This is a genomic window from Methylobacterium mesophilicum (assembly GCF_036441335.1).
GTDB lineage: Bacteria > Pseudomonadota > Alphaproteobacteria > Rhizobiales > Beijerinckiaceae > Methylobacterium > Methylobacterium mesophilicum_B.
Genome location: NZ_MLBW01000026.1, coordinates 152069 through 173602 on the forward strand (window position 1 = coordinate 152069; position 21534 = coordinate 173602).

At 68.4% G+C, this 21534-nt stretch carries 18 protein-coding genes and 4 pseudogenes; 12 read left to right on the forward strand and 10 right to left on the reverse strand.

What is annotated here, in order from left to right; translation table 11 throughout:
* Positions 1 to 28: 28 nt before the first annotated feature.
* Both MMR14E_RS16770 and MMR14E_RS16775 read right to left on the reverse strand, forming a co-directional pair.
* A complete protein-coding gene (locus MMR14E_RS16770; RefSeq protein ID WP_331315808.1) occupies positions 29 to 1453 on the reverse strand; it encodes a TAXI family TRAP transporter solute-binding subunit in 1425 nt (474 codons plus the stop codon).
* Between the two features lie 23 nt (positions 1454 to 1476).
* The gene (locus tag MMR14E_RS16775) at positions 1477 to 1758 is read right to left on the reverse strand and encodes a hypothetical protein (protein WP_331315810.1); all 282 of its coding nucleotides are present in this window, start codon (positions 1756 to 1758) and stop codon (positions 1477 to 1479) included.
* Positions 1759 to 1993: 235 nt separating this feature from the next.
* Here MMR14E_RS16775 and MMR14E_RS16780 point away from each other — a divergent pair.
* Positions 1994 to 3123: pseudogene (locus tag MMR14E_RS16780) on the forward strand (IS3 family transposase).
* Positions 3124 to 3158: 35 nt separating this feature from the next.
* Here the strand turns inward: MMR14E_RS16780 and MMR14E_RS16785 are convergent.
* Positions 3159 to 4300, reverse strand: a protein-coding gene (locus tag MMR14E_RS16785) for an IS3 family transposase (RefSeq protein ID WP_331315811.1) whose coding sequence is annotated in 2 segments (ribosomal slippage) — positions 3159 to 4033 and positions 4033 to 4300 — 1143 coding nt in all. Because the reading frame shifts where the segments join, the coding sequence is not laid out codon by codon here.
* Positions 4301 to 4596: 296 nt separating this feature from the next.
* Here MMR14E_RS16785 and MMR14E_RS16790 point away from each other — a divergent pair.
* From MMR14E_RS16790 to atpC, 6 genes are read left to right on the forward strand one after another with little or no spacing between them, the layout of a single operon-like run.
* Entirely contained in the window at positions 4597 to 5574 is a 978-nt protein-coding gene (locus MMR14E_RS16790) for a phosphate acetyltransferase (protein WP_419539359.1), read from the forward strand.
* Between the two features lie 3 nt (positions 5575 to 5577).
* Entirely contained in the window at positions 5578 to 6795 is a 1218-nt protein-coding gene (locus MMR14E_RS16795) for an acetate/propionate family kinase (RefSeq protein WP_331315814.1), read from the forward strand.
* Positions 6796 to 6811: 16 nt separating this feature from the next.
* Entirely contained in the window at positions 6812 to 7315 is a 504-nt protein-coding gene (locus tag MMR14E_RS16800; protein WP_331315816.1) for a hypothetical protein, read from the forward strand.
* Between the two features lie 27 nt (positions 7316 to 7342).
* Positions 7343 to 9700: a DUF3141 domain-containing protein gene (locus tag MMR14E_RS16805; RefSeq protein WP_331315818.1), complete on the forward strand. Its 2358-nt coding sequence runs from the start codon at positions 7343 to 7345 to the stop codon at positions 9698 to 9700.
* Positions 9697 to 10479 carry an enoyl-ACP reductase FabI gene (gene fabI, locus MMR14E_RS16810; protein WP_331315820.1) on the forward strand — a complete coding sequence of 261 codons (783 nt, stop codon included), beginning with the start codon at positions 9697 to 9699 and terminating at the stop codon, positions 10477 to 10479. The genes MMR14E_RS16805 and fabI overlap by 4 nt, the downstream gene beginning before the upstream one ends.
* Positions 10480 to 10530: 51 nt before the next feature.
* Positions 10531 to 10932, forward strand: a complete 402-nt coding sequence (gene atpC / locus MMR14E_RS16815; RefSeq protein WP_331315822.1) for an ATP synthase F1 subunit epsilon — start codon at positions 10531 to 10533, stop codon at positions 10930 to 10932.
* A gap of 29 nt (positions 10933 to 10961) precedes the next feature.
* Here the strand turns inward: atpC and ppk2 are convergent, their stop codons facing one another.
* The 3 genes from ppk2 to MMR14E_RS16830 are packed head-to-tail and all read right to left on the reverse strand — an operon-like array spanning position 10962 to position 16117.
* Positions 10962 to 11807, reverse strand: coding sequence for a polyphosphate kinase 2 (gene ppk2, locus MMR14E_RS16820; RefSeq protein ID WP_331315824.1), 846 nt, complete (start codon positions 11805 to 11807; stop codon positions 10962 to 10964).
* Between the two features lie 40 nt (positions 11808 to 11847).
* Positions 11848 to 15027 (reverse strand): multidrug efflux RND transporter permease subunit, encoded by a 3180-nt coding sequence (locus tag MMR14E_RS16825; RefSeq protein ID WP_331315825.1) that lies wholly within the window; start codon positions 15025 to 15027, stop codon positions 11848 to 11850.
* Positions 15028 to 15031: 4 nt separating this feature from the next.
* On the reverse strand, positions 15032 to 16117 hold the full coding sequence (locus tag MMR14E_RS16830; protein ID WP_331315981.1) for an efflux RND transporter periplasmic adaptor subunit: 1086 nt from the start codon (positions 16115 to 16117) through the stop codon (positions 15032 to 15034).
* 386 nt (positions 16118 to 16503) lie between these two features.
* On the opposite strand from MMR14E_RS16830, the gene MMR14E_RS16835 reads away from it, so the two are divergent.
* Positions 16504 to 17595, forward strand: coding sequence for an AI-2E family transporter (locus MMR14E_RS16835; RefSeq protein ID WP_331315827.1), 1092 nt, complete (start codon positions 16504 to 16506; stop codon positions 17593 to 17595).
* Between the two features lie 212 nt (positions 17596 to 17807).
* Positions 17808 to 18675, forward strand: a pseudogene (locus tag MMR14E_RS16840) (IS256 family transposase); the annotation flags it as partial.
* Between the two features lie 385 nt (positions 18676 to 19060).
* Here MMR14E_RS16840 and MMR14E_RS16845 read toward each other — a convergent pair.
* The 4 genes and pseudogenes from MMR14E_RS16845 to MMR14E_RS16860 form a co-directional block, all read right to left on the reverse strand.
* Positions 19061 to 19141: pseudogene (locus MMR14E_RS16845) on the reverse strand (hypothetical protein); the annotation flags it as partial.
* Positions 19142 to 19245: 104 nt separating this feature from the next.
* Positions 19246 to 19620, reverse strand: a complete 375-nt coding sequence (locus tag MMR14E_RS16850) for a cytochrome C552 (RefSeq protein ID WP_331315829.1) — start codon at positions 19618 to 19620, stop codon at positions 19246 to 19248.
* Positions 19617 to 19988 carry an SPW repeat protein gene (locus MMR14E_RS16855; RefSeq protein ID WP_331315831.1) on the reverse strand — a complete coding sequence of 124 codons (372 nt, stop codon included), beginning with the start codon at positions 19986 to 19988 and terminating at the stop codon, positions 19617 to 19619. The genes MMR14E_RS16850 and MMR14E_RS16855 overlap by 4 nt, the downstream gene beginning before the upstream one ends.
* Positions 19989 to 20005: 17 nt before the next feature.
* Positions 20006 to 20245 carry a biotin/lipoyl-containing protein gene (locus tag MMR14E_RS16860; RefSeq protein ID WP_331315832.1) on the reverse strand — a complete coding sequence of 80 codons (240 nt, stop codon included), beginning with the start codon at positions 20243 to 20245 and terminating at the stop codon, positions 20006 to 20008.
* 314 nt (positions 20246 to 20559) lie between these two features.
* On the opposite strand from MMR14E_RS16860, the gene MMR14E_RS16865 reads away from it, so the two are divergent.
* The 3 genes and pseudogenes from MMR14E_RS16865 (at position 20560) to MMR14E_RS16875 (ending at position 21495) form a co-directional block, all read left to right on the forward strand.
* Complete coding sequence (locus MMR14E_RS16865; protein WP_331315833.1) at positions 20560 to 20940, forward strand: potassium channel family protein; 381 nt, start codon at positions 20560 to 20562, stop codon at positions 20938 to 20940.
* 85 nt (positions 20941 to 21025) lie between these two features.
* Positions 21026 to 21241 (forward strand): hypothetical protein, encoded by a 216-nt coding sequence (locus MMR14E_RS16870; protein WP_331315834.1) that lies wholly within the window; start codon positions 21026 to 21028, stop codon positions 21239 to 21241.
* Between the two features lie 10 nt (positions 21242 to 21251).
* Positions 21252 to 21495, forward strand: a pseudogene (locus MMR14E_RS16875) (hypothetical protein).
* The last annotated feature ends 39 nt before the right edge of the window (positions 21496 to 21534 follow it).

The window sequence follows — 21534 nt, forward strand, 5'->3', positions numbered from 1 at the left end:
GCGCCGGGCGCACCCTCGTCGCCCGCCGTCACCGCCCGACGACGAGCGTCGGCGCGGAGGGTACCGCCACCGTCTCCGAACCGAGGCTTGCGGGATCGATACTGGCGCCGCGGCGATCGAGGGCGTGGCGGGCATGGGCCAGGGCCGTCGAGAAGGCCGACAGGCAGTCAGTGCTGACAGCCCCGGACGAACAGCCCAGCATCCCCGACACGATCGCCCGATATTCGCCCTCCAGCGCGGCGAGCCCGGCGCGATCGACCCCCGGCGCCGCGTCGGCGATCTCCACGAGCCGTCGGACGGGGCGCCACTCCGCCTCCGACCGGCGACGGTTCCAGCCCGCCGAGGCGGCGGCGAGGAGCGATCCGGCGAGGCTGATCACGAGGCCGCCGAGGTAGAAATACTGTTGGACTTGGTCGAAGAAGCTCTGGTCTCCGTTGCTCAGGTAGGCGGCCACGCCCGGATGGACCGGCAGGATCGGGCTCTTGTCGTCCGGATCGGGCGCCTCGATCTGCGCGGCCAGCGGAGTCACCGCCGCGAGCTTGGCTTTGGTCGTCAGGATCGACCGGGCGATCGCCGCCGCAACCACATTGGGCATCAACTCCGAGGCAGCGAACCGGAAAGTGACCGCCAGCGTCGTGACGGAGTCGCTCGGCGTCGTGGGACGTGCCCGAAACTCGCCCTTGGGCACGTCGATCGAGTCGAGGCCGGGGAACCGCTTGCCGATCGCCTCTGCCTCGTCGAGCGCGAGGACGCCGGGAGTGCCCTTCGTTGCGCGTGCGACCGCGGCGACCACGTCGACGACCTCGCCGGGCGCCATCGGACCGACCGCCAGGACGGCGGCCAGCTTCTTCTGCCGGACGGACTGAGCCAGCCCGTCGACCGGCAGAACGACCTTTTCGACGTCCTTTGCGGGGATGTTGAAGAAGCTTAGCACCATGTCGAGGAGGCGCGCATTGGCGGCCTGCAGAGGCCCGGCCACGATGCCGACGGACTTGCCCGCCAGATTGGCGACCGACGTCACGGGGCTGTGCGGGGGCAGGACAAAGGCGACGACGTCCCGCCGCAGGAGCACGATGGTCTGGGCGTTGGCCGGCACCGCCGCGTCGCTGCGCACGATGGCAAGGTCCGTCCGTCGCTCTTCCAGCGCCTTGGCGCTGCCCGCGAGATCGTCGACCCGGACGAGTTCGAGGTTCACGCGCGGATGCTGCACCTTTGAGACGGCCGCGAAGGCCGTGATGAAGCGTTCGGCCGTGCTGCCGGGGGGCCCGAGCGTGATGCGCAGATTGGCGTGCGGTGACCAGAGATGGGCAAGAGCAAAGCCGGCGGCGGCTACCAGCAGCAAGCCGACCGCCGGCAGGGCCCAACTCCATCGTCTGCGCCGCGGTGCAGGATTCGCCGGACCACGCATCTTCGTCAGGTCGTGATCGGCGATGAGGGGCTCGGCGTCCTGCATCCCTGCCTCGCGCCCGAATCCGTTCAGCAATCGTCGCAGGCGCCGCCGCGCTCCGGCGATGTCCGCTTGATGCGGCGCTCGCGCCGTTCCCGTGTCCCGTCTCCACTGCCCGGCGGCGTTCCGGTCACGTCGAGCGGGGGCATGGTGATCGCCTCGCGTTCGAGCCGGTTGAGTACTGCGTCGCTGGGGATGGTGACGGTGCCCTGCGCGGGACGCTCACGCGCCTCAAGGCTGGTGAACCCGCCTGATAGCCCGGCGAGCAAGGACAGGATCAGGGCGGCGATGGAAGGTCGGGAACGTGTCATGACGGCCTTCGCGGGAGCCGCTAAACGGAGGGAGACCTGCCAACCTAGCCGGTGACGCGGCGTGCCGCTTGACCGAACTGGACAGGAGGGGCCGCACCGGGATCCGCAGGGCGGCAAGCCTCGCGCCGCGCACGGCCCGTTTTACGGCGGGCTGTCTCGCGCGATGAAGCACAGGTGACAGATGGACTTGCCTCGAGAAAGTGGAGAGCTCTTTTCCTGAAGGAGGAGGGTTCCGATTGCAGGCCGGAAGCAGACCTTTACCCCTGAGTTTCGTGCTGAGGCGGTGCGATTGGCGCAGACGAGTGGGCGGTCGCGCCGCGAGGTCGCCGCCGATCTCGGCGTCGGGCTATCGACGCTGCGCAACTGGATTGACGGTCGACGTAAGCGGGAGATGGACAACCCACCGACCGACCGGCAGGAGGACATGGCCGCCGAGCTCAAGCGTCTGCGCCGCGAGAACGAGGTGCTGCGCCAGGAGCGGGAGATCCTGAAGCGGGCCACGGCTTTTTTCGCCAAGGGGGGAAGTCGATGAGGTTCCGCCTCATCGACGCGGCGAAGAAGGACTTCCCGGTCGCGCGCCTGTGCAAGGTCCTCGACGTCATTCCGAGCGGCTATTTCGCCTGGAAGAACCGCCCGGCCTCGACGCGGCAGCGCGAAGATTTCGTGCTGCTTGCCCACGTCCGATCCGCCTTCACGCTCTCGCACGAGACATATGGCAGCCCGCGCATGACGCGCGAGCTGCGCGAGCAGGGCCTGGCGGTAGGCCGGCGGCGCGTGGCCCGGCTGATGCGGGAGAACGGGCTCAAAGCCCGCCAGCCGCGCCGCTTCCGGCGCACGACGGACAGCGGCCACGCCTTTCCAGTCGCGCCCAACCACCTCGACCAGGACTTCACGGCGGCCGGGCCGGATCGCAAGTGGGGAAGCGACATCTCCTACATCTGGACGCGGGAGGGCTGGTTGTACCTGGCGGTGGTCCTCGATCTGTACTCCCGACGGGTCGTGGGCTGGGCGGCGGGCGACCGGCTTCACAAGGAATTCGCGCTGACCGCGCTGCGACGTGCCCTTGTCGTCCGACGGCCCGGACCAGGTTTATTGCATCATTCCGACCGCGGCAGTTAGTACTGTTCGAATGAGTATCAGGAGAAATTATGAGGACATGGCATCGTAATCTCGATGTCCGACAAGGGAAATTGTTATGATGACGCGATGGTCGAGACGTTCTTCAAGACACGGAAGAGCGAATTGGTCTGGCGCACCGCGTTCCAGACGCGAGCCGAGGCCACCATCGCGCTGGCCCGTTACATCGATGGCTTCTACAATCCCTGCCGCCGTCACTCGGCGCTGGGCTTCAAAAGCCCCACCTGACCTGACCGGTATTTTGAACCGAGCCGAGTGGAAGGCTACTGCATAGCCGCTGCCATGGGTAGCCGGTAGGCCAGATCCGGGTAGCTGACAGGCGCGGGCGGCCGATAGCTCAGGGACGAGTGCGGCCGGACGCGGTTGTAGGTAATTTGCCAAAGACCGATCACGATCTGTGCCTCCGTCAGCGAGTAGAAGATCTCCTGTCTCGGGCACTCATCCTGAAGCTTTCCATTGAAGCTCTCGCAGTACCCGTTCTCCCACGGCGAGCCGGGTGCGATGTACTGGATCTGCGAGCCAGCTTTGGCGACCCATTTGCGCAGCGCCTTCGAGATCATCTCAGGGCCATTGTCGCAGCGGATGTGCTTCGGGATGCCGTGCAGGCACATGGCGTCGGCCAGCGTCTCGATCACGCCGACGCTGTTGATGCGTCGCGCCACCTTCAGCGCCAGACAAGCCCGGCTATGCTCGTCGATCAGCGTCAGGACCCGGAGCGAGCGTCCGTCGTGGGTCCGCGCTCGCACGAAGTCGAAGCTCCAGACGTGGTTGCGGTGGAGCGGCCGTAGTCGCACGCACGAGCCGTCATTCAGCCAAAGCCGGCTGCGCGGCCGGTGCTTCTGCGGGACCTTCAGCCCCTCGCGACGCCAGATGCGCTGAACCCGATCCCTGCCCACCTGCCACCCTGCTGCCTTCAGCAGCGCGGTGACGCGGCGATAGCCATAGCGTCCGTACTCGGACGCCAGGGCGATGATGGCGCGGGTCAACTCATCCTCGTCCGCCAGCACGGTCGGCACGTAGCGTTGCGTGCCGCGGTGCTGACCGACGATCCGGCAGGCGTGACGTTCCGAGAGGCCGTACTTCTCCCGGATGCTGTCGACCGCCTGCCGGCGCCGCTCGGGGGCTACAAGTTTCCCGAGGCGACGTCCGCTAGCACCTGCTTCTCCAGGGACAGGTCAGCCACGAGCCGCCGCAGCCGCGCGTTCTCGCGCTCCAGGTCCTTCATCTTCCGGGCCTGGTCGACTTGGAGGCCGCCGTACTCCTTGCGCCAGCGATAATAACTCTGCTCGGAGATCTCCGCCTCCTTGCACGCCAGTGACAAACTCTTGCCCTGGGCTGTCTGCACCTCGATCTGGCGCAGCTTCAATACCACCTGCTCCGCGTTCGTCTTCTGACCTCGCCGCATGTCCGACTCCTTCGGTCCTGGCTGATCCTCTCAATCAGTCCGGTCCAAAGCCAGCCGGTCAGGTCATTGTGCTCGTTGCCAGCTATTAACACCGTTCGCCGATTGATCTCAATTTAATGACTTGGATAAAAATCCTAATGCGGTAGGGCCGATGAGCTGTCTCAGCCGATCAAGCAGGCAGGATCGGCAGCCATACACTGCGGGTCGTCTTCGAGGCAGTGGTACTGAATCCCTGGATCTCGCTCAGGTGACCATCTGCCGAGGCGGCGTATGGCTGCGTTGCGCCAGGAGGAATGATGGTGCCGACCTTGGCTTCCGAGCGGCCATCGGTGGAACCCCGCCGCCACGACAAGTACGACCGCCTGATTGCGGCCGCCAAGGCACTTCCGAAGCTGCGGGTGGCGGTTGCTCACCCCTGCGATGAGGCCTCGCTCGGGGGGGCCCTCGAAGCCGCCGCGCTCGGAATCATCGAGCCCATCCTAATCGGCCCACCACGCAAGATCGGCGCTGCCGCGGTCGCTCTCGGCGCGGACATCACGGCGTATCGCAGCGTGGAGGCCGCGCACAGCGACAACGCCGCTGCCAGGGCGGTCGGCCTCGTGGGCGCCGGCGAGGCCGAGGCGCTGATGAAAGGCAGCCTCCACACCGACGAGCTCATGGCCGCCGTGGTCCGCTCCGACAGCGGCCTGCGGACCGCCCGGCGCATCAGCCACTGCTTCGTCATGGATGTGCCGGCGCATGCGACGCCCCTCATCGTGACGGACGCCGCGATCAACATCGCGCCGACGCTCGAGGAGAAGCGCGACATCACGCAGAATGCCATCGATCTCGCGCACGCCCTGGGCGTCGAAAGGGTTCGGGTCGCCATCGTCTCGGCCGTGGAGACCGTCACCCCGAAGGTGCCCTCCACGCTCGATGCCGCCGCCCTCTGCAAGATGGCCGACCGGGAGCAGATCACGGGAGCCGTGCTGGATGGGCCGCTCGCCCTCGACAACGCCATCGACCTCGGTGCGGCCCGGATCAAGAAGATCCGCTCACCCGTGGCCGGCCACGCCAACATCCTCGTCGTTCCCAATCTCGAAGCCGGCAACATGCTGGCCAAGAGTCTGACCTTCCTGGCCGGCGCCGATGCCGCCGGCATCGTGCTCGGGGCCCGGGTCCCGATCATCCTGACGAGCCGGGCCGATTCCCGCGTGACGCGGCTCGCCTCCTGCGCGGTCGCCTCTCTGTTCGCGGCCGCGCAGCGGACCGCGCATCTGCTGCCCGAGGTCTAGCCGATGACCCTGGTCCTGCTCGTGCTGAATGCGGGCTCGTCGAGCCTCAAGTTCCAGGTCTTCGCGTCCGGCGATGACGAGGGCCCGCGCCGCCTCTTCAGGGGCCTGTTCGAAGGCCTCGGCGGGTCCGCCCACTTGGTCATCCGAGACGGCACCGGCGCGGTGGTGGAGGAGGCGAGGTTCGATCGTGGGGCGGCGTTCGGTCACGAGGCTGCGCTGCTGCACGTGTCCGCGTGGCTCGGGGCGCAGAGCGGCGGCTTTCGGCTGATCGCCGCCGGGCACCGGATCGTCCACGGCGGCGCGACCTATGCCGAGCCCGTGCGGGTGGACGCCCAGGTCCTGGAAGCCCTCGAGCGGCTGGTGCCGCTCGCCCCCCTTCACCAGCCGCACAGCCTCGAGCCGATCCGGATCCTGCAGCGGCGCCTCCCCGACCTGCCACAGATCGCCTGCTTCGACACGGCCTTCCATGCCGGCCAGCCGGAGATCGCCCGGCTGTTCGCCGTGCCGCACGCGATGATCGAGCGCGGCGTCCGGCGCTACGGCTTCCACGGCCTGTCCTACGCCTACATCGCCTCGGTGCTGGCGGCGTACGACCCCGCCCTCGCCGCGGGACGCGTGATCGTCGCGCATCTCGGCAACGGCGCCAGCCTGTGTGCCCTGGATCGCGGCGCCAGCGTCGCGACCACGATGGGCTTCTCCGCCCTCGACGGCCTGCCCATGGGCACGCGCTGCGGCAGCCTCGATGCCGGCATCGTGTTCTACATGCTGCGCGAGATGAGGCTCGGCCCGGACGAGGCGGAGCGCATGCTCTACACCCAGTCGGGGCTGCTCGGCGTCTCGGGAATCTCGAACGACATGCGCACGCTGCGCGGCGTCGCGGCGACCGACCCCGATGCCCGCCGCGCCATCGACCTGTTCGTCTACCGGATCGGACGGGAACTCGGCTCGCTGGTGGCGGCGCTGGGCGGCATCGACGCCCTCATCTTCACCGCGGGCATCGGCGAGAACGACGCCGCCACCCGCGCCGAGGTCCTGAGGGGCGCCGCCTGGGCGGGGTTCGCGCTCGACGAGGCGGCCAACGCGTCCGGCGGCCCGCGCGTGACCCGCGGCCCCGGGCCCACCGCCTGGGTCATCCCGACCGACGAGGAGCTGATGATCGCGCGCGGCACGCGCGCGGTGCTGGCCCAGCACGGCAGCAGCCGGCCGCAGCCGGTCCTATGAGCAACGGGAGATCGCCATGGAAGCGTTGAAGACCAAGCCGCCGACCGATCTCGAACTCGCCGACGAGACCTTCATGTCCGCCGCCGAACTCGGTGCGTACACGGCCAAGTTGAAGGCCGCCAAAGCCATGAAGGACATCAAGGCCGAGGATCAGGCGAGCAAGGCGCGGGCCGAGCTGATCAAGACCCTGTCCAAGACCATCGAACTCACGCCCGAGCGCGTCCATGAGATCACGCGGCCGCTCCTGCACAAGCTGCGGATCGCGGCCGAGCAGGGCAAGAACGAGCTGCTGGTGATGCGCTTTCCGAACGCGATGTGCAGCGACGGCGGGCGGGCGATCAACAATACGGAGTCGGACTGGCCCGACACCCTGACCGGCCGGCCGCGTCAAGCGTACGAGTTCTGGCGCGAGAGATTGCAGCCCCTCGGCTACGGCTTGTCGGCGATGATCGTCGACTGGCCGGACGGCATGCCGGGTGACGTGGGCTTCTTCCTCACCTGGGAAAAACCCCGCGTGTGATGTCCAGGACGGCTCGGGACGGCAATCATGACCGAAGAGCAGACACGGATTTCCGCTTCCGCGGGTGAGCACTCTGCACGTCTCAGTCTCTTCGCGCTGCAGAGACACATCGCGGATGTTTACCAGGGCCGCTGCGCGGCGGCCGCGCAGACCTACCTCGACACGATGGGTCGGGCGGCTTGGACGTGGCTCGACGCGGCTCGGCCGCTCACGCCGCTTCAGGCCTGGAGCGACGCCGCGCGGTACTGGACCGACTTGCCCCAGCGGTCGCTGCTGTTCTGGGACACGCTCCGGCAGCGCGGCAATGCGTGGCTGGACCACGAGAAGGCCGGCAAGCCGCCCCTGCTGGCCTTCGATTGGGAGATCGTGGCCGATGGCCGGACATTTGAGCGCCCGGTCAACTACGCGCTCGCGCGCATCGCGCCGCCGCCGGGCACGCGCACCGATCCCGACAAGCGACCCTTCGTGATCATCGACCCTCGGGCCGGCCACGGGCCCGGGATCGGGGGCTTCAAGGCCGAATCCGAGGTCGGGGTGGCGCTCAGGGCGGGGCATCCCGTCTACGTGGTCATCTTCTTTCCCGACCCAGTCGATGGGCAGACCCTTGCCGATGTCGCGCGGGCGGAAGCCGCGTTCGTGCGCCTCGTACGGTCGCGGCATGCCACCCGCGGCAAGCCGGTCATCGTCGGCAATTGCCAGGGCGGCTGGGCCGCCATGCTGGTCGGCGCGCTCGACCCCGATGGGGCAGGTCCCATCGTGGTGAACGGGGCCCCGATGTCCTACTGGGCCGGCAACGACGCCGAGAACCCGATGCGCTACGCGGGCGGCATGCTCGGTGGAAGCTGGACGGCACTGCTCGCGAGCGATCTGGGCGGTGGCAAATTCGACGGCGCCCACCTCGTCGACAACTTCGAGTACCTGAATCCGGCCAACACGTTCTTCGGAAAGAACTACACGCTCTATTCCAAGATCGACACCGAACCGGAGCGCTACCTCGATTTCGAGCGCTGGTGGGGCGGCTACTTCCTCATGAACCGGGACGAGATCCGCTGGATCGTCGACAACCTGTTCGTCGGCAACCGCCTCGCCGCGGGCCGCGCCGAGTGGGCCAAGGGCAAAACCTTCGACCTGCGCGCGATCCGCGTGCCGATCATCCTGTTCGCGTCGCTCGGAGACAACATCACGCCGCCGCAGCAGGCCTTCAACTGGATCGCCGATCTCTACCCGACGACCGAGGCTCTCAAGGCGAGCGGTCAGGTGATCGTGGGGCTGATGCACGAGAGCGTCGGGCATCTCGGCATCTTCGTCTCGGCGGCCGTCGCGCGGCGCGAGCACGCCCAGATCGTCGACCTGCTCGAATATATCGAGCACCTGCCGCCGGGCCTCTACGGGATGCGGATCGAAGAGACGCACGCGAACGGAGCGGCCCGGTACGATGTGGTGCTGGCGGAGCGGCGGGTCGAAGATCTTCAGGCGCTGCAGAAATACGCCCGGCGGGACGAGATCCCGTTCGGCGCCGTCGAGCGGGTTTCGCAGCTGAATGCCGCGCTCTACGAGACGTTCGCGCATCCGCTGCTCGCGGCCCTGATCCCGCCGGAGACCGCACGGGCCGCGCGCGCGCTCCACCCGCTCCGGGCGCGGCGCTGGGCGATCTCGGACCTGAACCCGTGGCTGGCGCCTGTGAAGGGATGGGCGGCGTTCGCGCGGGCGCATCGGGCACCCCGCGACGAGGCCGGTCCGAGCGTCGCCACCGAGCGGCTCGCGGCGGCCGGCATCTCGGCCGCCTGGGACCTGTATCGGCAGTTGCGCGACGCCGCGGTGGAGAACACGTTCTACGCGGTCTACGGCCCGGCCAGCCTCGCGGCTCCCGCCGAACCGGGCGCGAGCGCCGCTTCGGAGGCGGCGGGCGAACCGTCGGCCGTCGCGGAGGCGCTCGTCCGGATCGAGGAGGGCGGATTGGCCGAAGCCGCTGTCCGGGCAGGCTTGCTCATCGCCCGCCGCGGGAGCCGCGAGAAGCGGCTCTCGACCGCCAAGCGCATCCGCGAACGCGTCGGCCAGGAGATCGGCCTCCTCGATCGGCCGGCCGAGGTAGCGCGCCGGATCGTCCGGCAGCAATCCTACATCGTCCAGCACGACCCTGAACGCGCCCTCGCGACGTTGCCGACGCTCGTGCGGACCGCGGAGGAGCGTCGACGGCTCCTGGAGATCCTGGAGCGGCTCGCCCAGCACGTGGACTTCGCCGCCGCGCAGACGGCGCTGATGCCCGAGTTCCGGTGCCTGCTGGCACCGGAGCCCCTTCCCGCGCCGGTCGCCGCGGCCGGCGCCACACCGCAGGCGCCCGGGCGCCGCACCCGCCCGGACGGGTCGCAGAGGGCACGCCGATGACACGGATCCCTGACGGCAACGCGCTGGCCGGCAAGCGCGCCCTCGTGATCGGCGTCGCGAACGCGCATTCCATCGCGTATGGCTGTGCCAGGGTCTTCCGCAAGCTCGGAGCGGAGCTGGCCCTGACCTACCTGAACGAGCACGCGAAGCCGTTCGTCGAGCCCCTGGCGCGGGAGCTCGGGGCTTCGGTCCTGGCCCCTTGCGATGTCCAGAGCGACGGCGACCTCGAAGCCCTGTTCCACCAGCTGACCGAGACCTGGGGCAGCCTGGACATCGCCCTGCACTCCATCGCCTTCGCGCCGAAAGCGGATCTTCAGGGCCGGCTCGTCGACAGCTCGTCCGAGGGCTTCAAGATCGCCATGGACGTGTCCTGCCACTCGTTCATCCGCATGGCGCGGCTCGCCGCACCCCTGATGCGGGACGGCGGCACGCTCCTGACCATGAGCTACCACGGCGCCACGAAGGTCGTCCCGAACTACAACCTGATGGGTCCCGTGAAGGCGGCTCTGGAGAGCGCGGTCCGGTACCTCGCCTACGAGCTGGGCTGCCGAGCGATCCGTGTCCACGCGGTCTCGCCCGGCCCCCTCAAGACGCGGGCGGCCTCCGGCCTCAAGGACTTCGACGTGCTGCTGGCGGAGGCCGTGCAGCGTGCACCGATCGGCGAGCTGGTCGACATCGACGATGTCGGCCTCACCGCGGCCTACCTGACGACCCCCTACGCCGCCCACCTGACGGGCATGACCGTGTACGTGGACGGCGGCCTCAGCATCATGGCGTGACGCGCACCGGCCCCAGTGCCGGCGCGCCCGCGCGCGACGGAGCGCAGCACGATGGCCGAACTTTTCGCCCAACTCATCTCTCCCGAGCAGGTCGTCTTCGCGGGCGAGGTCCGCTCCGTCGTCCTTCCGGGCGTCGAGGGCGACATGACGGTCATGCCCGGGCACCAGCACCTCGTGACGGCGCTGCACCCCGGCATCGTGTTCGCGATCGACGCCGCCGGAACCGGCCGCCGCGCCTTCGTGCGTGGCGCCCTGGCCGAGATCACGGCCCGGCGCGTCACGATCCTGGCCGAGCGAATCCTCGCCCTCGAGGAGCTGACCGGCGATCAGATCGACGACGAGATCCTGCTGCTTCAGACGCAGCGCGACGCCACCCGCGACGCGGCGATCCGGGCCGGATTCGACGTCTCGATCGCGCGCCTCGAAGAGTTCAAGGCCGGCCTCGGGCTCTGACAGACCGACCTTCGCGCGCACGCACCCCTTCAGTGCAGCTCCGGAACGAAATGGCGGTGTCGGAGGGTGTCGTCGTAGGCGTTGTCCTTGACGCGCTTCGGCAAGGTCACGGCTTCGCGCCCTACCGCCTTGTAGGGGATCAGGTGGAGCAGGTGGGCGATGCAGTTGAGCCGGGCCCGCCGCTTGTCGTCCGAGCGCACGATGTACCAGGGCGCCTCATCGATGTCGGTCGCGGCGAGCATCTCGTCGCGCGCCAGCGAGTACGCGTACCAGCGGCTGTAGGATTCGAGGTCCATCGGGCTGAGCTTCCACTGCCGGACGGGATCGTCGATCCGGGCCAGGAAGCGGCGCTTCTGCTCCTTCCGGCCGACTTCGAGCCAGAACTTGATCAGCTGCGTCCCGCCGCCGACGATGAACCGCTCGATCCGCGGGCAGAGATCGAGGAAGCGGCGAAGGTCCGCGTCGCCGCAGAAGCCCATGACGCGCTCGACGCCCGCGCGGTTGTACCAGCTGCGGTCGAAGATCACGATCTCGCCGGCCGCCGGAAAGTGCTCGATGTAGCGCTGCATGAACATCTGGGTCTTCTGCCGGTCGGAGGGTGCCGGCAGCGCGGCCACGCGGAACACCCGCGGGCTCACCCGCTCGGTGAGGGCCTTGATCGTGCCGCCCTTGCCGGCGGCGTCGCGTCCCTCGAAGACCACGATGATGCGCGCGCCGGTCTGCCTGACCCAGTCCTGCAGGTGACAGAGCTGCACCTGCAGCGCGCGCAGCTCCCGCTCGTACGCCTTGCGCTTGAGCTTGGGGTGCGCCTGCCCGTCGTCGGCGGCTTCGTCGTCCTGTTCGGGCTCCCGTGCCCGCGTGGCATCGTCCGTCACAGTTCGGCCTCCCCGTCTGCCCGGCACGACCGCGTGGCGGTCACTCGGCCGGCATGTGCTCCTGCGCTCCGGCCGGCTCCGCCGCGTCGGGCCGCTCACCTCTCGCGCCCATGAGCCCCCAGGCTCGCTCGCGCAGGCTCTGGAACAGCACGTAGAGGGGCGGGATCACGAAGATCCCGAGGAAGGACGCGGCGATCATGCCCCCGAAGACGGGCGTCCCCACGTTGCGCCGGGCGAGCTGCGAGGCGCCGGCGGCGATGACGAGCGGGAACAGGCCGAGGACGAAGGCGAAGGAGGTCATCATCACGGGCCGGAAGCGCAGGCGCGCGCCCTCGGTCGCGGCCTCGTGGAGCGGCACGCCCCGCTCGCGCTGCTCCTTGGCGAACTCGACGATCAGGATTCCGTTCTTGGCGGCCAGGCCGATCAGCACCACCATGCCGATCTGCGCGTAGAGATCGAGGGTCAGGCCGCCCCAGACCATCGCCGCGTAGGCGCCCAGGATTCCGACGGTGACCGACAGCAGCACCGGCACGGGTATCGTCCAGCTCTCGTAGAGGCCGACCAGGAACAGGAACGCGAACAGGACCGCGAATCCCAGGATGATGGCGGTCTTGCCCTCGGCCCGCTTCTCCTGGAACGCCGTATCGGTCCACTCGCCCGCGAACCCCGCCGGCAAGGTCCTGCCAGCGACCGCCTCCATGGTGGCGAGCGCCTGACCCGATGAGACTCCGGGCGCCGGAGAGCCCTGCACGGTGACCGCCCGCAGGTTGTTGTAGCGGATCAGAGCGGGCGGCCCGACCACGATCCGCGCCTCCGCCAGCGAGCGCAGCGGCACCATCTCGCCGTCCTTGTTGCGCACGTTGATGCGGTAGATGTCGTCGATCCGCGTCCGATCGGCCGCCTCGGCCTGAACCTGAACCTGCCAGATTCGGCCGAACAGGTTGATATCGTTGACGTAGTAGCCGCCGAGGGAGGCCTGCAGCGCTTGAAACACGTTGTCCAGGGGCACGCCGAGGATCTGGACCTTGTCGCGGTCGATATCGAGGAACACCGATGGGTTCGTGGCCGAGAAGGTGCTGAAGACGCGGTTGAGCTTCGGTTCCTCGTTGGCCGCCACGATCAGCCCGCGCACGACCTGGGCGAGGTCCTTCGGGTCGCCGCCGCGCAGATCCTCCAAGACGTAGGCGAAGCCGCCGCCGGTGCCGAGACCGATGATCGGCGGCGGTGCCAGAGGAACTACGGTCCCGCCCGGGATCTCTCGGAATCGCCGGCCGAGCCGCGCGATGACGGCCGCCGCTCCGTCCCCGGCGCCGGTGCGGTCCTCGAAGGGCTTGAGGGTCACGACCAGGAAGGCAGCGTTGCCTTGCGAGTAGTTGTCGATGAAATTGAGACCGATCACCGATGTCGTGTCGGCGACCACGTGCTCCTGCCGCAGGAGCTCCTCGGCCTTGGCGACCACCTCGGAGGTCCGCCCGACCGCTGCGCCTTCGGGGAGTTGCACCACGACAAAGAAGGCGCCCTGGTCGTCCTCCGGCAGGAAGCCCGTGGGTGTCATCTTTGCGAGCTGCATCGCGCCGTAGGCGGCCGCGCCGGCAAGCACGAGGCCGATCACCGAGACGCGGACGATCCGCGCGACGACCGCGCCGTAGCCGTCGCGCACCCAGTCGATCGCCCGCATGACGACGCCCATGATGCCGCGGCGCGGGCCGTGGTGGGGCCGCAGCAGCACGCCGCACAAAGCTGGCGACAGGGTCAGCGCATTCAGCGCCGAGATCAGCATCGCGACGGCGACGGCGACGGCGAATTGCCGGAACAGCTCGCCCGAGATCCCGGGCACGAAGGCGACCGGCACGAAGACCGAGAGCAGGACCAGGGTGATGGCGATGATCGGCGCCGTGATCTCGCTCATCGCCCGTTTGGTGGCCTCCCGCGGCGACAGCTCCGGATGCTCCTCCATCACGCGCTCGACGTTCTCGACGACCACGATGGCGTCGTCGACCACGATCCCGATGGCGAGCACCAGGGCGAGCAGCGAGACGGAGTTCGCGGAGTAACCCACCGCCTTCAGGGCGATGAAGGTCCCGATCAGGCTGACCGGCACGGCCAGCGTCGGGATCAGCGTCGCGCGCAGGCTGCCGAGGAACAGGAATACCACCACGACGACGAGCACGAAGGCCTCGACCAGGGTCTTCCGGACCTCGCGGACCGTCTCGGTGATGAAGGCGGTCGGGTCATAGGTCACCTTCCAGGTGAGCCCCTCGGGGAAGGCCTTCGCCAGCTCCCCGACCCGCCGCTCGACCTCCTTCAGGGTCGCTAGGGCGTTCGCCCCGGGCGACTGATAGATCGCGATGACGGTGGCCGGGCTGCCGTTCAGACGCGTCTCCCGGTCGAGGTTGGCGGCGCCGAGTTCGACCCGGGCGACGTCGCCGAGCCGCAGCACGGACCCGTCCGGGTTCGTGCGCAGGATGACGGTACGGAACTGCTCCGCGGAGTTCAGGCGTCCCTGCGTCTGGATGCTCAGCTGGAGCTGCTGCTCGTCGGAGATCGGGCGGGCGCCGATCCGCCCCACCGGCGCCTGCACGTTCTGCGCCCGCAGAGCCGCGATGACGTCGCCCGTGGTGAGGTTGAGGCCGGTGAGCTGGTCGGTCCGCACCCAGGCCCGCATCGCGTAATCCTGAGGCCCCCACAGTGTCGCGTCGCCGACGCCGGGCGTGCTCTTGATCCGGTCGAGCAGGTTGATCGTGACGTAGTTCGAGATGAAGAGCGGGTCCTGCATGGCCTTGGGCGAGTAGACCGCCAGCACGCCGAGTAGCGCGGAGGACTTCTTCTTGACGGTGACGCCCTGCTTGCGCACGTCCTCGGGCAGCTTGGCCAGGGCGATCTGGACCCGGTTGTTGACGTTGACGGCGTTGATGTCCGGATCGGTGCCGAGCTCGAACGACCCGGTGAGCGTATAGCTGCCGTCGTTGCCGCTGACGCTCTTCATGTAGATCATCTTGTCGACGCCCACGACCTGCGACTCGATGGGTTGTGCGACCGTGGATTCCACAACCTCGGCGGAGGCGCCGGGATAGGTCGTCGTCACCGAAACCTGGGGCGGTACGATATCGGGGTACTGCGCCACCGGGATGGTGAACAGCGCCAGCGCCCCGGCGATCGACGTGACGATGGCGATGACCACCGAGAGGCGCGGCCGGTCGACGAAGATCGCCGAGAACATGGCCTCAGATTCCGCTGGCTGACGGGGCGATCGGGTTCGCCTGAACGGCGATCCCGGGCCGCACGCGCTGCAAGCCGTCCACGATGACGAGTTCCCCGCCCGACAGGCCCTCGTCGATGACGGTATCCGGGCCGGTCCCGCCGGGCCCTGGCTTGACGCGGCGGGTCACGGCCCGCCCGTCCTCGACGACGAAGACGTAGACGCCGCCCTGGTCGGCGATGAGCGCCGCTTGCGGCACCACGACCTTCTGCTCGGGCCTGCCGATCTGCAGCGCGACCCGGACCAGCTGCCCGTCGCGCAATGCACCCGCTGGGTTCGGCATGACGGCGCGGACCAGGACCGTATCGGTCGTGCGGTCGACGCTGATATTGACGAAATCGACCCGGCCCAGCTGGCCGTATTCCGAGCCGTCCTGGAACCGGATCCGGACCCCGACCTTGCTGCGGTCCGGACTCTTCGCACCCTGCTGGTAGCGCAGGAACTCACGCTGGCTCACCGGGAAGGTGACGTAGATCGGGTCCTGGCTGACGATCGTGGTCAGTAGCCCGCTGTCGGGTCCCACCACATTGCCCTTCGTCACGCTCGTGCGGCCGATCTGGCCGGCGATCGGGGCCGTGATGTCGGTATAGCCGAGGTTGATGCGGGCGGTCTGGAGATTGGCTTCGTCGCCCGTGACGGCGCCCTTCGCCTGATCGAGGGCAGCCCGTGCCTGGTCGCGGGCCACGACGGTTCCCGAATTGCGGTCGAGCAGCTCCTGCGCCCTCTGCAGCTGGATGGCGGCCAGAGCCTGGGCGGCCCTGCTGCGCTCCAGTGCGCCCTCGGCCTGCTTGACGGCGGCCACGAACAGGTCGCGCTCGATCCGATAGAGGGGGGCTCCGGCCTTGACCGGGTCGCCCTCCTTGAAAAGGACCGCGTCGAGATAACCGGTCACGCGGGCGCGCACCTCGACGCGCCCCACCGCCTCGACCCGGCCGACAAAATCCAGCGCCTTGTCCAAGGCCCTGTGCTGCGCCGTGATGGTTCCGACCGCCAGGGCCGGACTGGGCTCACCTTCGCCGCCAACCGACGGACTGAGGCCGGCGGGCAGCATGACGGTTAGCAAGAGCGTGATGAAGCGGTTCTTGACCAAGCCTCGGTCTCCTTGTGAGGCTGCGGCCCGTAGATTTAGCGGTTCTCAGAACTTTCGCTTGATCGAACGTGACACATCGGCACTCCAGTCGTAGCCGCTCGATGGATGAGATTTGGCGCATGGACCGTTGCGCACAGGACGTTGATCTAGCGCAAAGAAGAGTTCCTCCGTGGGCATAGGCTATGAAATTTCGGGGATATCGCGCAGGAACAACGCCGAAGATCGTCTGGAGCGGCCCGGATGATTGCCGGATTCGGCTTATGCAACTGTGTGCGGCACGATTCACTGCGCGCTCGACGAGCGAAATACCGGCGCCCTAGCGGCCCGTGTAACTGGGGCAGGATAGGATGGATCCGCGTGCGCCCGGCTCTGACCGCGAACACTCACGGGCTACGTTGCTTGATACCGCAATTCGGATCGGACTGACTGCAGCGCTGATCTATGCATGTAGCCGCATCATCCTTCCGCTGCACGAAGTCCTGATCTGGTCAGCGATCTTGGCCGTGATGCTGTATCCGATGCATGCCCGATTGCTCGGCCGGATTGGGGATCGCTGGTCAGCCCTGCTGATCGGGCTCGTCGGTGGTACCATCGTCACCATTCCGACGATTGCAGTCGTGACGTCGGCCGGATCCTCAATCTACGCCTTCCTGTTGGACGTTCAGAATCAGGCGCTGGCCTTGCCGCCTGTCCCGAATTGGCTCGCCCGCGTGCCGCTGGTCGGTCAGAAGCTGGCAGAGGCATGGGCACTTGCTGCCGCCAATGCGCCACAAGCCCTCGCGAGATACGGTTCGATGCTAAAGAGACCCGTGGCTTGGCTTCTTTCGGCTGTGCGGGGCTTGGCGACCAGCGAAATCTCGTTCGTTCTCTCGTTCGCGATTGCGGCCGTGGTCATTGCGTATGGCGAGGATGCAGCCGCGTTTTCGCGGGAATTCTTGGGCCGGATCACGGGTGATAAGGCGCGAGGTTCTCAGCTCGCGGCGTTGATCGTCGCGACAATCCGCAGCGTCGCGTTGGGCATCGTCGGCGTCGCGGCGGTCCAGGCGTTGCTGCTCGGTGCGGGCTTTTTTGCCATCGGGCTTCCAGCCGCCGGTCTTCTGACGCTCGCGACGTTTTTCCTCTGCATCGTGCAGGTGCCGGCAGTTCTCCTGACCTTGCCGATCATCGTCTATGTATTCGCGACGAAGGCGACACAACCGGCGGTCATCTTCCTCGGCTGGACCATCAGCGCCGGGCTCAGCGACAACATCCTCAAACCGTTCCTGCTCGGACGCGGCATGCAAGTGCCCATGCCGGTCATTTTGACCGGTGTCATAGGCGGCATGATTGCTGACGGCCTTCTCGGCCTGTTCGTCGGGCCAGTTCTGCTGGCCATGGGCTACGTGCTGCTGATCGAGTGGATGCGACGGGACGAGATGGATGCAGGAATGCCTCCGTAGGCGGAGCGCACCGGTCGAACGTACGCACTAACCAGGGGACATCTATCCAGCCAAGCCGTTTGTAATTCAGTCCAGGCCGCTGCGCACCGGGATGAAGCCTGCCGCGCCGGTGGGCGTGCAGGCCATCCGCGCGGGACCGGGACGAGCGCGATGGTGCCGCGGTTTCAGCGCGGCGCTTGGATGGCCGCTGAGCCGACAGCAATATCGGCTCGCGGGACGGACCCGTCCCCGCCGTCATCGCCCGGCTGACGGCGACTTGGGCGGATATGTACGCCCGCTGGCAGGGCCGCGATCTCTCGGCGCTCCGCTACGCCTACATCTGGGCTGACGGCGTCTCTCTGCAGGCGCGGATGGCCGAGCAGGCAGACTGCATGCTCGTGCCGATCGGGGCGACGCCCGAGGGTCGCACGGAGCTCGCCAGGTTCCAGATGGGTGTGCTTGAGAGTGCCCAGAGCTGGCGCGAGTTGCTCGCCGACGTGAATCGGTGCGGGCTGTCGATCGCGCCCGAGATTGCGGTGGGCGACGCTGGACGCGGTCTTCCCCAACACCTCTCACCAGCGGTGTTGGGTCCGCAAGACGGCCACCGTCCTCGACACGGTGTCGAGATCCGACCAGCCGGCGATGAAGGCGGACCTGCGCGAGACCCACGGCGCGCCGACCCGGGCGGCGGCCGAGGCGGCGCTGGCCGTCTTCGTCGAGAAGTACGGGGCCAAGTACCCTCGGGCCGCCGCCTGCCTGACCAAGGATCGTGACAGGCTGTTGGCGTTCTACGATTTCCCGGCCAAGCACTGGGATCACCTGCGCAGCTCGAACCCGATCGAGAGCGTCTTCGCCACCGTCCGCCATCGCACGGTCCGGACCAAGGGGGCGCTCTCGGCCACGAGCGCCAAGCTGATGGTGTTCAAGCTGGTGATGCCGGCGTCGAAAACCTGGCGCCGGCTGAAGGGCGTAAACCAATCGCCGACGGTCGTCGCCGGCGTCGACGGCCATGCCGACCGTCACCCCCCCGTCATCCGCGTAGCGCCCGACCACGATGAGGTCCGCCGCCCGCAACTGGCCTTCGAGAAACGAGGCCGGTGAACCGAGGTCCGAGCGCCACGCGACGCGGTTGTTCAGGCAGGAGGCATGCCGAAGAACCTGCTCGACGCTCGCGAGCCGGTCCAACGCCGCTTGGCGGATCTCCTCGACGATCATGCCCATGGGCACGGCGGTCTCGCCATAGCCTCGGGGATAGTCCGGCATGCAGGCGGCGGCGCCGACGAGACGCGCGCCGACACGATGCGTCAGTTCCGCGCCAAGTCGGCCGGATCGTCCGGGTCGAGGACGGTGACGGCGAGCGGCACGTCGTCGTTGACCAGCCGCACCGCTTCCAAACCGAACGCCTCGCCGATCCCACCAGGGTCCTCGGCGCGTTGGTCAGGCGCGTGATGCCAGGGGTAATCCGCCCCGCGACGCCGAGGAAGGCCGAGCGCGGCCGGACCGTGTCCTGTCGGTTGACATAGGCCCGAATGGCGTCGACCGGGCCGGGGAAGCCGGCCGTCGGCACCTTCCGGATTGGGCCTGAACGTCCTCCCGGCTCCGGAAGGACGGAGAAGCGGGCTTAGGTGCCGCCAATATCGGCCAGCAGCACGGGATGCAGCAGCGTCACCCTCAATCCTTCGAGGTGATGTCCGGAGGCGTCGCGGCCGTCCGGGCCTTGAGGCTGAGGATGTAGTCGATGACTGCGTCCATCTCGTCCCGGTCGAGCCTCAGGCTCGGCATCCGCTGGTGATGGCTCTGCAGGAACACCGCGAGCGCCGGACCGGTCGTCGACGGCATGTTGGCGACCCGCAGAAAGGCCGGGCCGGCGAATGCGCCGGGCTGTGAGGCGCGGCCGATCACGTGGCACTCCCTGCAGAGCTGCGCGGCGATGGCCCACCCACGGACGCGATGGTCTTCCTCGGGACCGGCGGCCGAAGCGCCGGTGCAAGCCGCCAGGGAGGCGGCCAGAACGGCCGCGCGGGTGGCGGCCGACTGAAACGTCATGGCCGCCTCGCGATCCGGAGCAGTGCAATGGCGGTCGCGATGGCCACGCCACCGAGCGCGACGTGTGCCCAGGTCGCGCCGTCGTTCGCCGCGAACCCGAGCGCCCAGGGCGCGACGAGCGTCCAGGCCCCGACGATCAGCACCGCCCTTTCGAGCACCGCCCGGAAGCGGACCTCGTTGGCGCCGTAGAGCGTGACGATGAGCAAGCCCGGCAGGAGCGCGGAACCGGCCGCGCGGGCATGATCAGTGAAGACCAGCACCCATGCCGCCAGCACCAGCGCGACGCCGGCGGCGTGCTGCAGGCCGCCGATCAGGATCTCCTGCGTCCGCCAAGCCGGTGATGACGTGGCCGCGTCGGGTTGAGACATGGTCTGCCTCCCGGATGTCAGGCGTGGACCTCGGCGATGATGCTGCCGGGGTCGACGACCTCGTTGACGGGCGCCAAGACCGTGAGGCGGCCGCCGGTCGGCGAGGCGATGTCGTGGAGGGCCTCGCCAATGCGCACGGCCGCCACGGCCTCTCCGGCCCGCACACGCGCTCCGTCCGCAACGAACCACCGCTCCAGAATGCCCTCGGGCAGCATCCCCGTTGACCAGAGCTCCTCGGCAACATGCACTTCGGCCATGGTCACCTCCCACATCCCGGCGCCCGGTTTGCGGCGCTTCGATGAGGAAATGCCGTTCCGTGGAGGACGGCGTTGATCTCGGTCAAAGGCGCCTCGACGCCTGCCCACCAGCGCTAGGCCAAGGACGCGCTCGCCCTGTCGGGCAGGCTCGGGCCGCCGCGCTCACCCGGGGCCGCGCATGCTCCTCGCCATGACGGCCAGCGTCGTCCTCGTCAGAACCACGATCCTGGTGCTCTACGAGACGCTGCGGCTGTCATCGGAGCACCTGTCCGAGCTCCCGGTCCCGCCCTGCGCCCGTATCCTCGGTAGTGCTGATGACCTTCGTCGGGCACACCGTCGCGGTTTGGATCTACGCCGGCGTCTACTGGCTTCCCGTGCTCCGCTTCGGCGTCGGCGCCTTTGCAGGCACTTCGGTAACGTCCTTCGAGGGCTGCCTGTACTTCTCGGTGGTGGCCTCCTCCTCGCTCGGCTTCGGCGACCACTTCCCGACCTCTCATACCCGGCTGCTCGCCGGCGTCGAGGCGCTCAACGGCCTGCTCCTGATCGGCTGGTGGGCCTCGTTCACCTACCTGGCGATGGAGCGATACTGGCCACTGCACGGCAAGGCGCACGCGCCTCGAACCGCGCGGACAAGCCACGACAACGGGGCCGATCCGGGTCGGGAACGCCTCTCCCCGCCGGCACCGGGTCTATGATCGCGCGTCGAGCCTTGCGCTGGATCAAGGCCGCCGCTCCGGCGGGCGCCCACCGTCTCCGCCACATCGCGATCGGAGGCGCGCCATGCACAAGTACCTCGTCACCTTCCTTAAGGTTGTGCCGGACGACGGCGGCCACGAACACACCACCATCCAGCGGCAGACCGTTGTCTCCGCCCACTCGCAGGCTGCCGCCGCCTGTGCGGCCCAGGCGCTGTTCTGCCAGACGGCGGGTATCGTCGACTGGCGCATGCGGGCCGACACCTGCGAGGTGGCCGAGCTCGACGGGCAGGCGGCGTGAGGAGGCGGGGATGAGCCACGGACTCACCGAACCCGTGCACTGGGAAGGGCGGCAATGGGCCGTTACCGGCTACGGCATCGGGGCGCTCGACGGCATGTATCATCCCGTTCTCCGAGATCCTGGACGCCGAGGCCGGACTGCCGGGGTGGTTGGACGGTCTATGGCGGCGCTACGGGACGGACCGCAACGACCTTGACGCGGCCCTGAGGGTCGCGCGCTCGATCCGACAGGACGCCGCGGCATCATCTGCTTGAGCGCACCGGCCGCTCGCGGCGCCCCGGCGTCCTTTGATC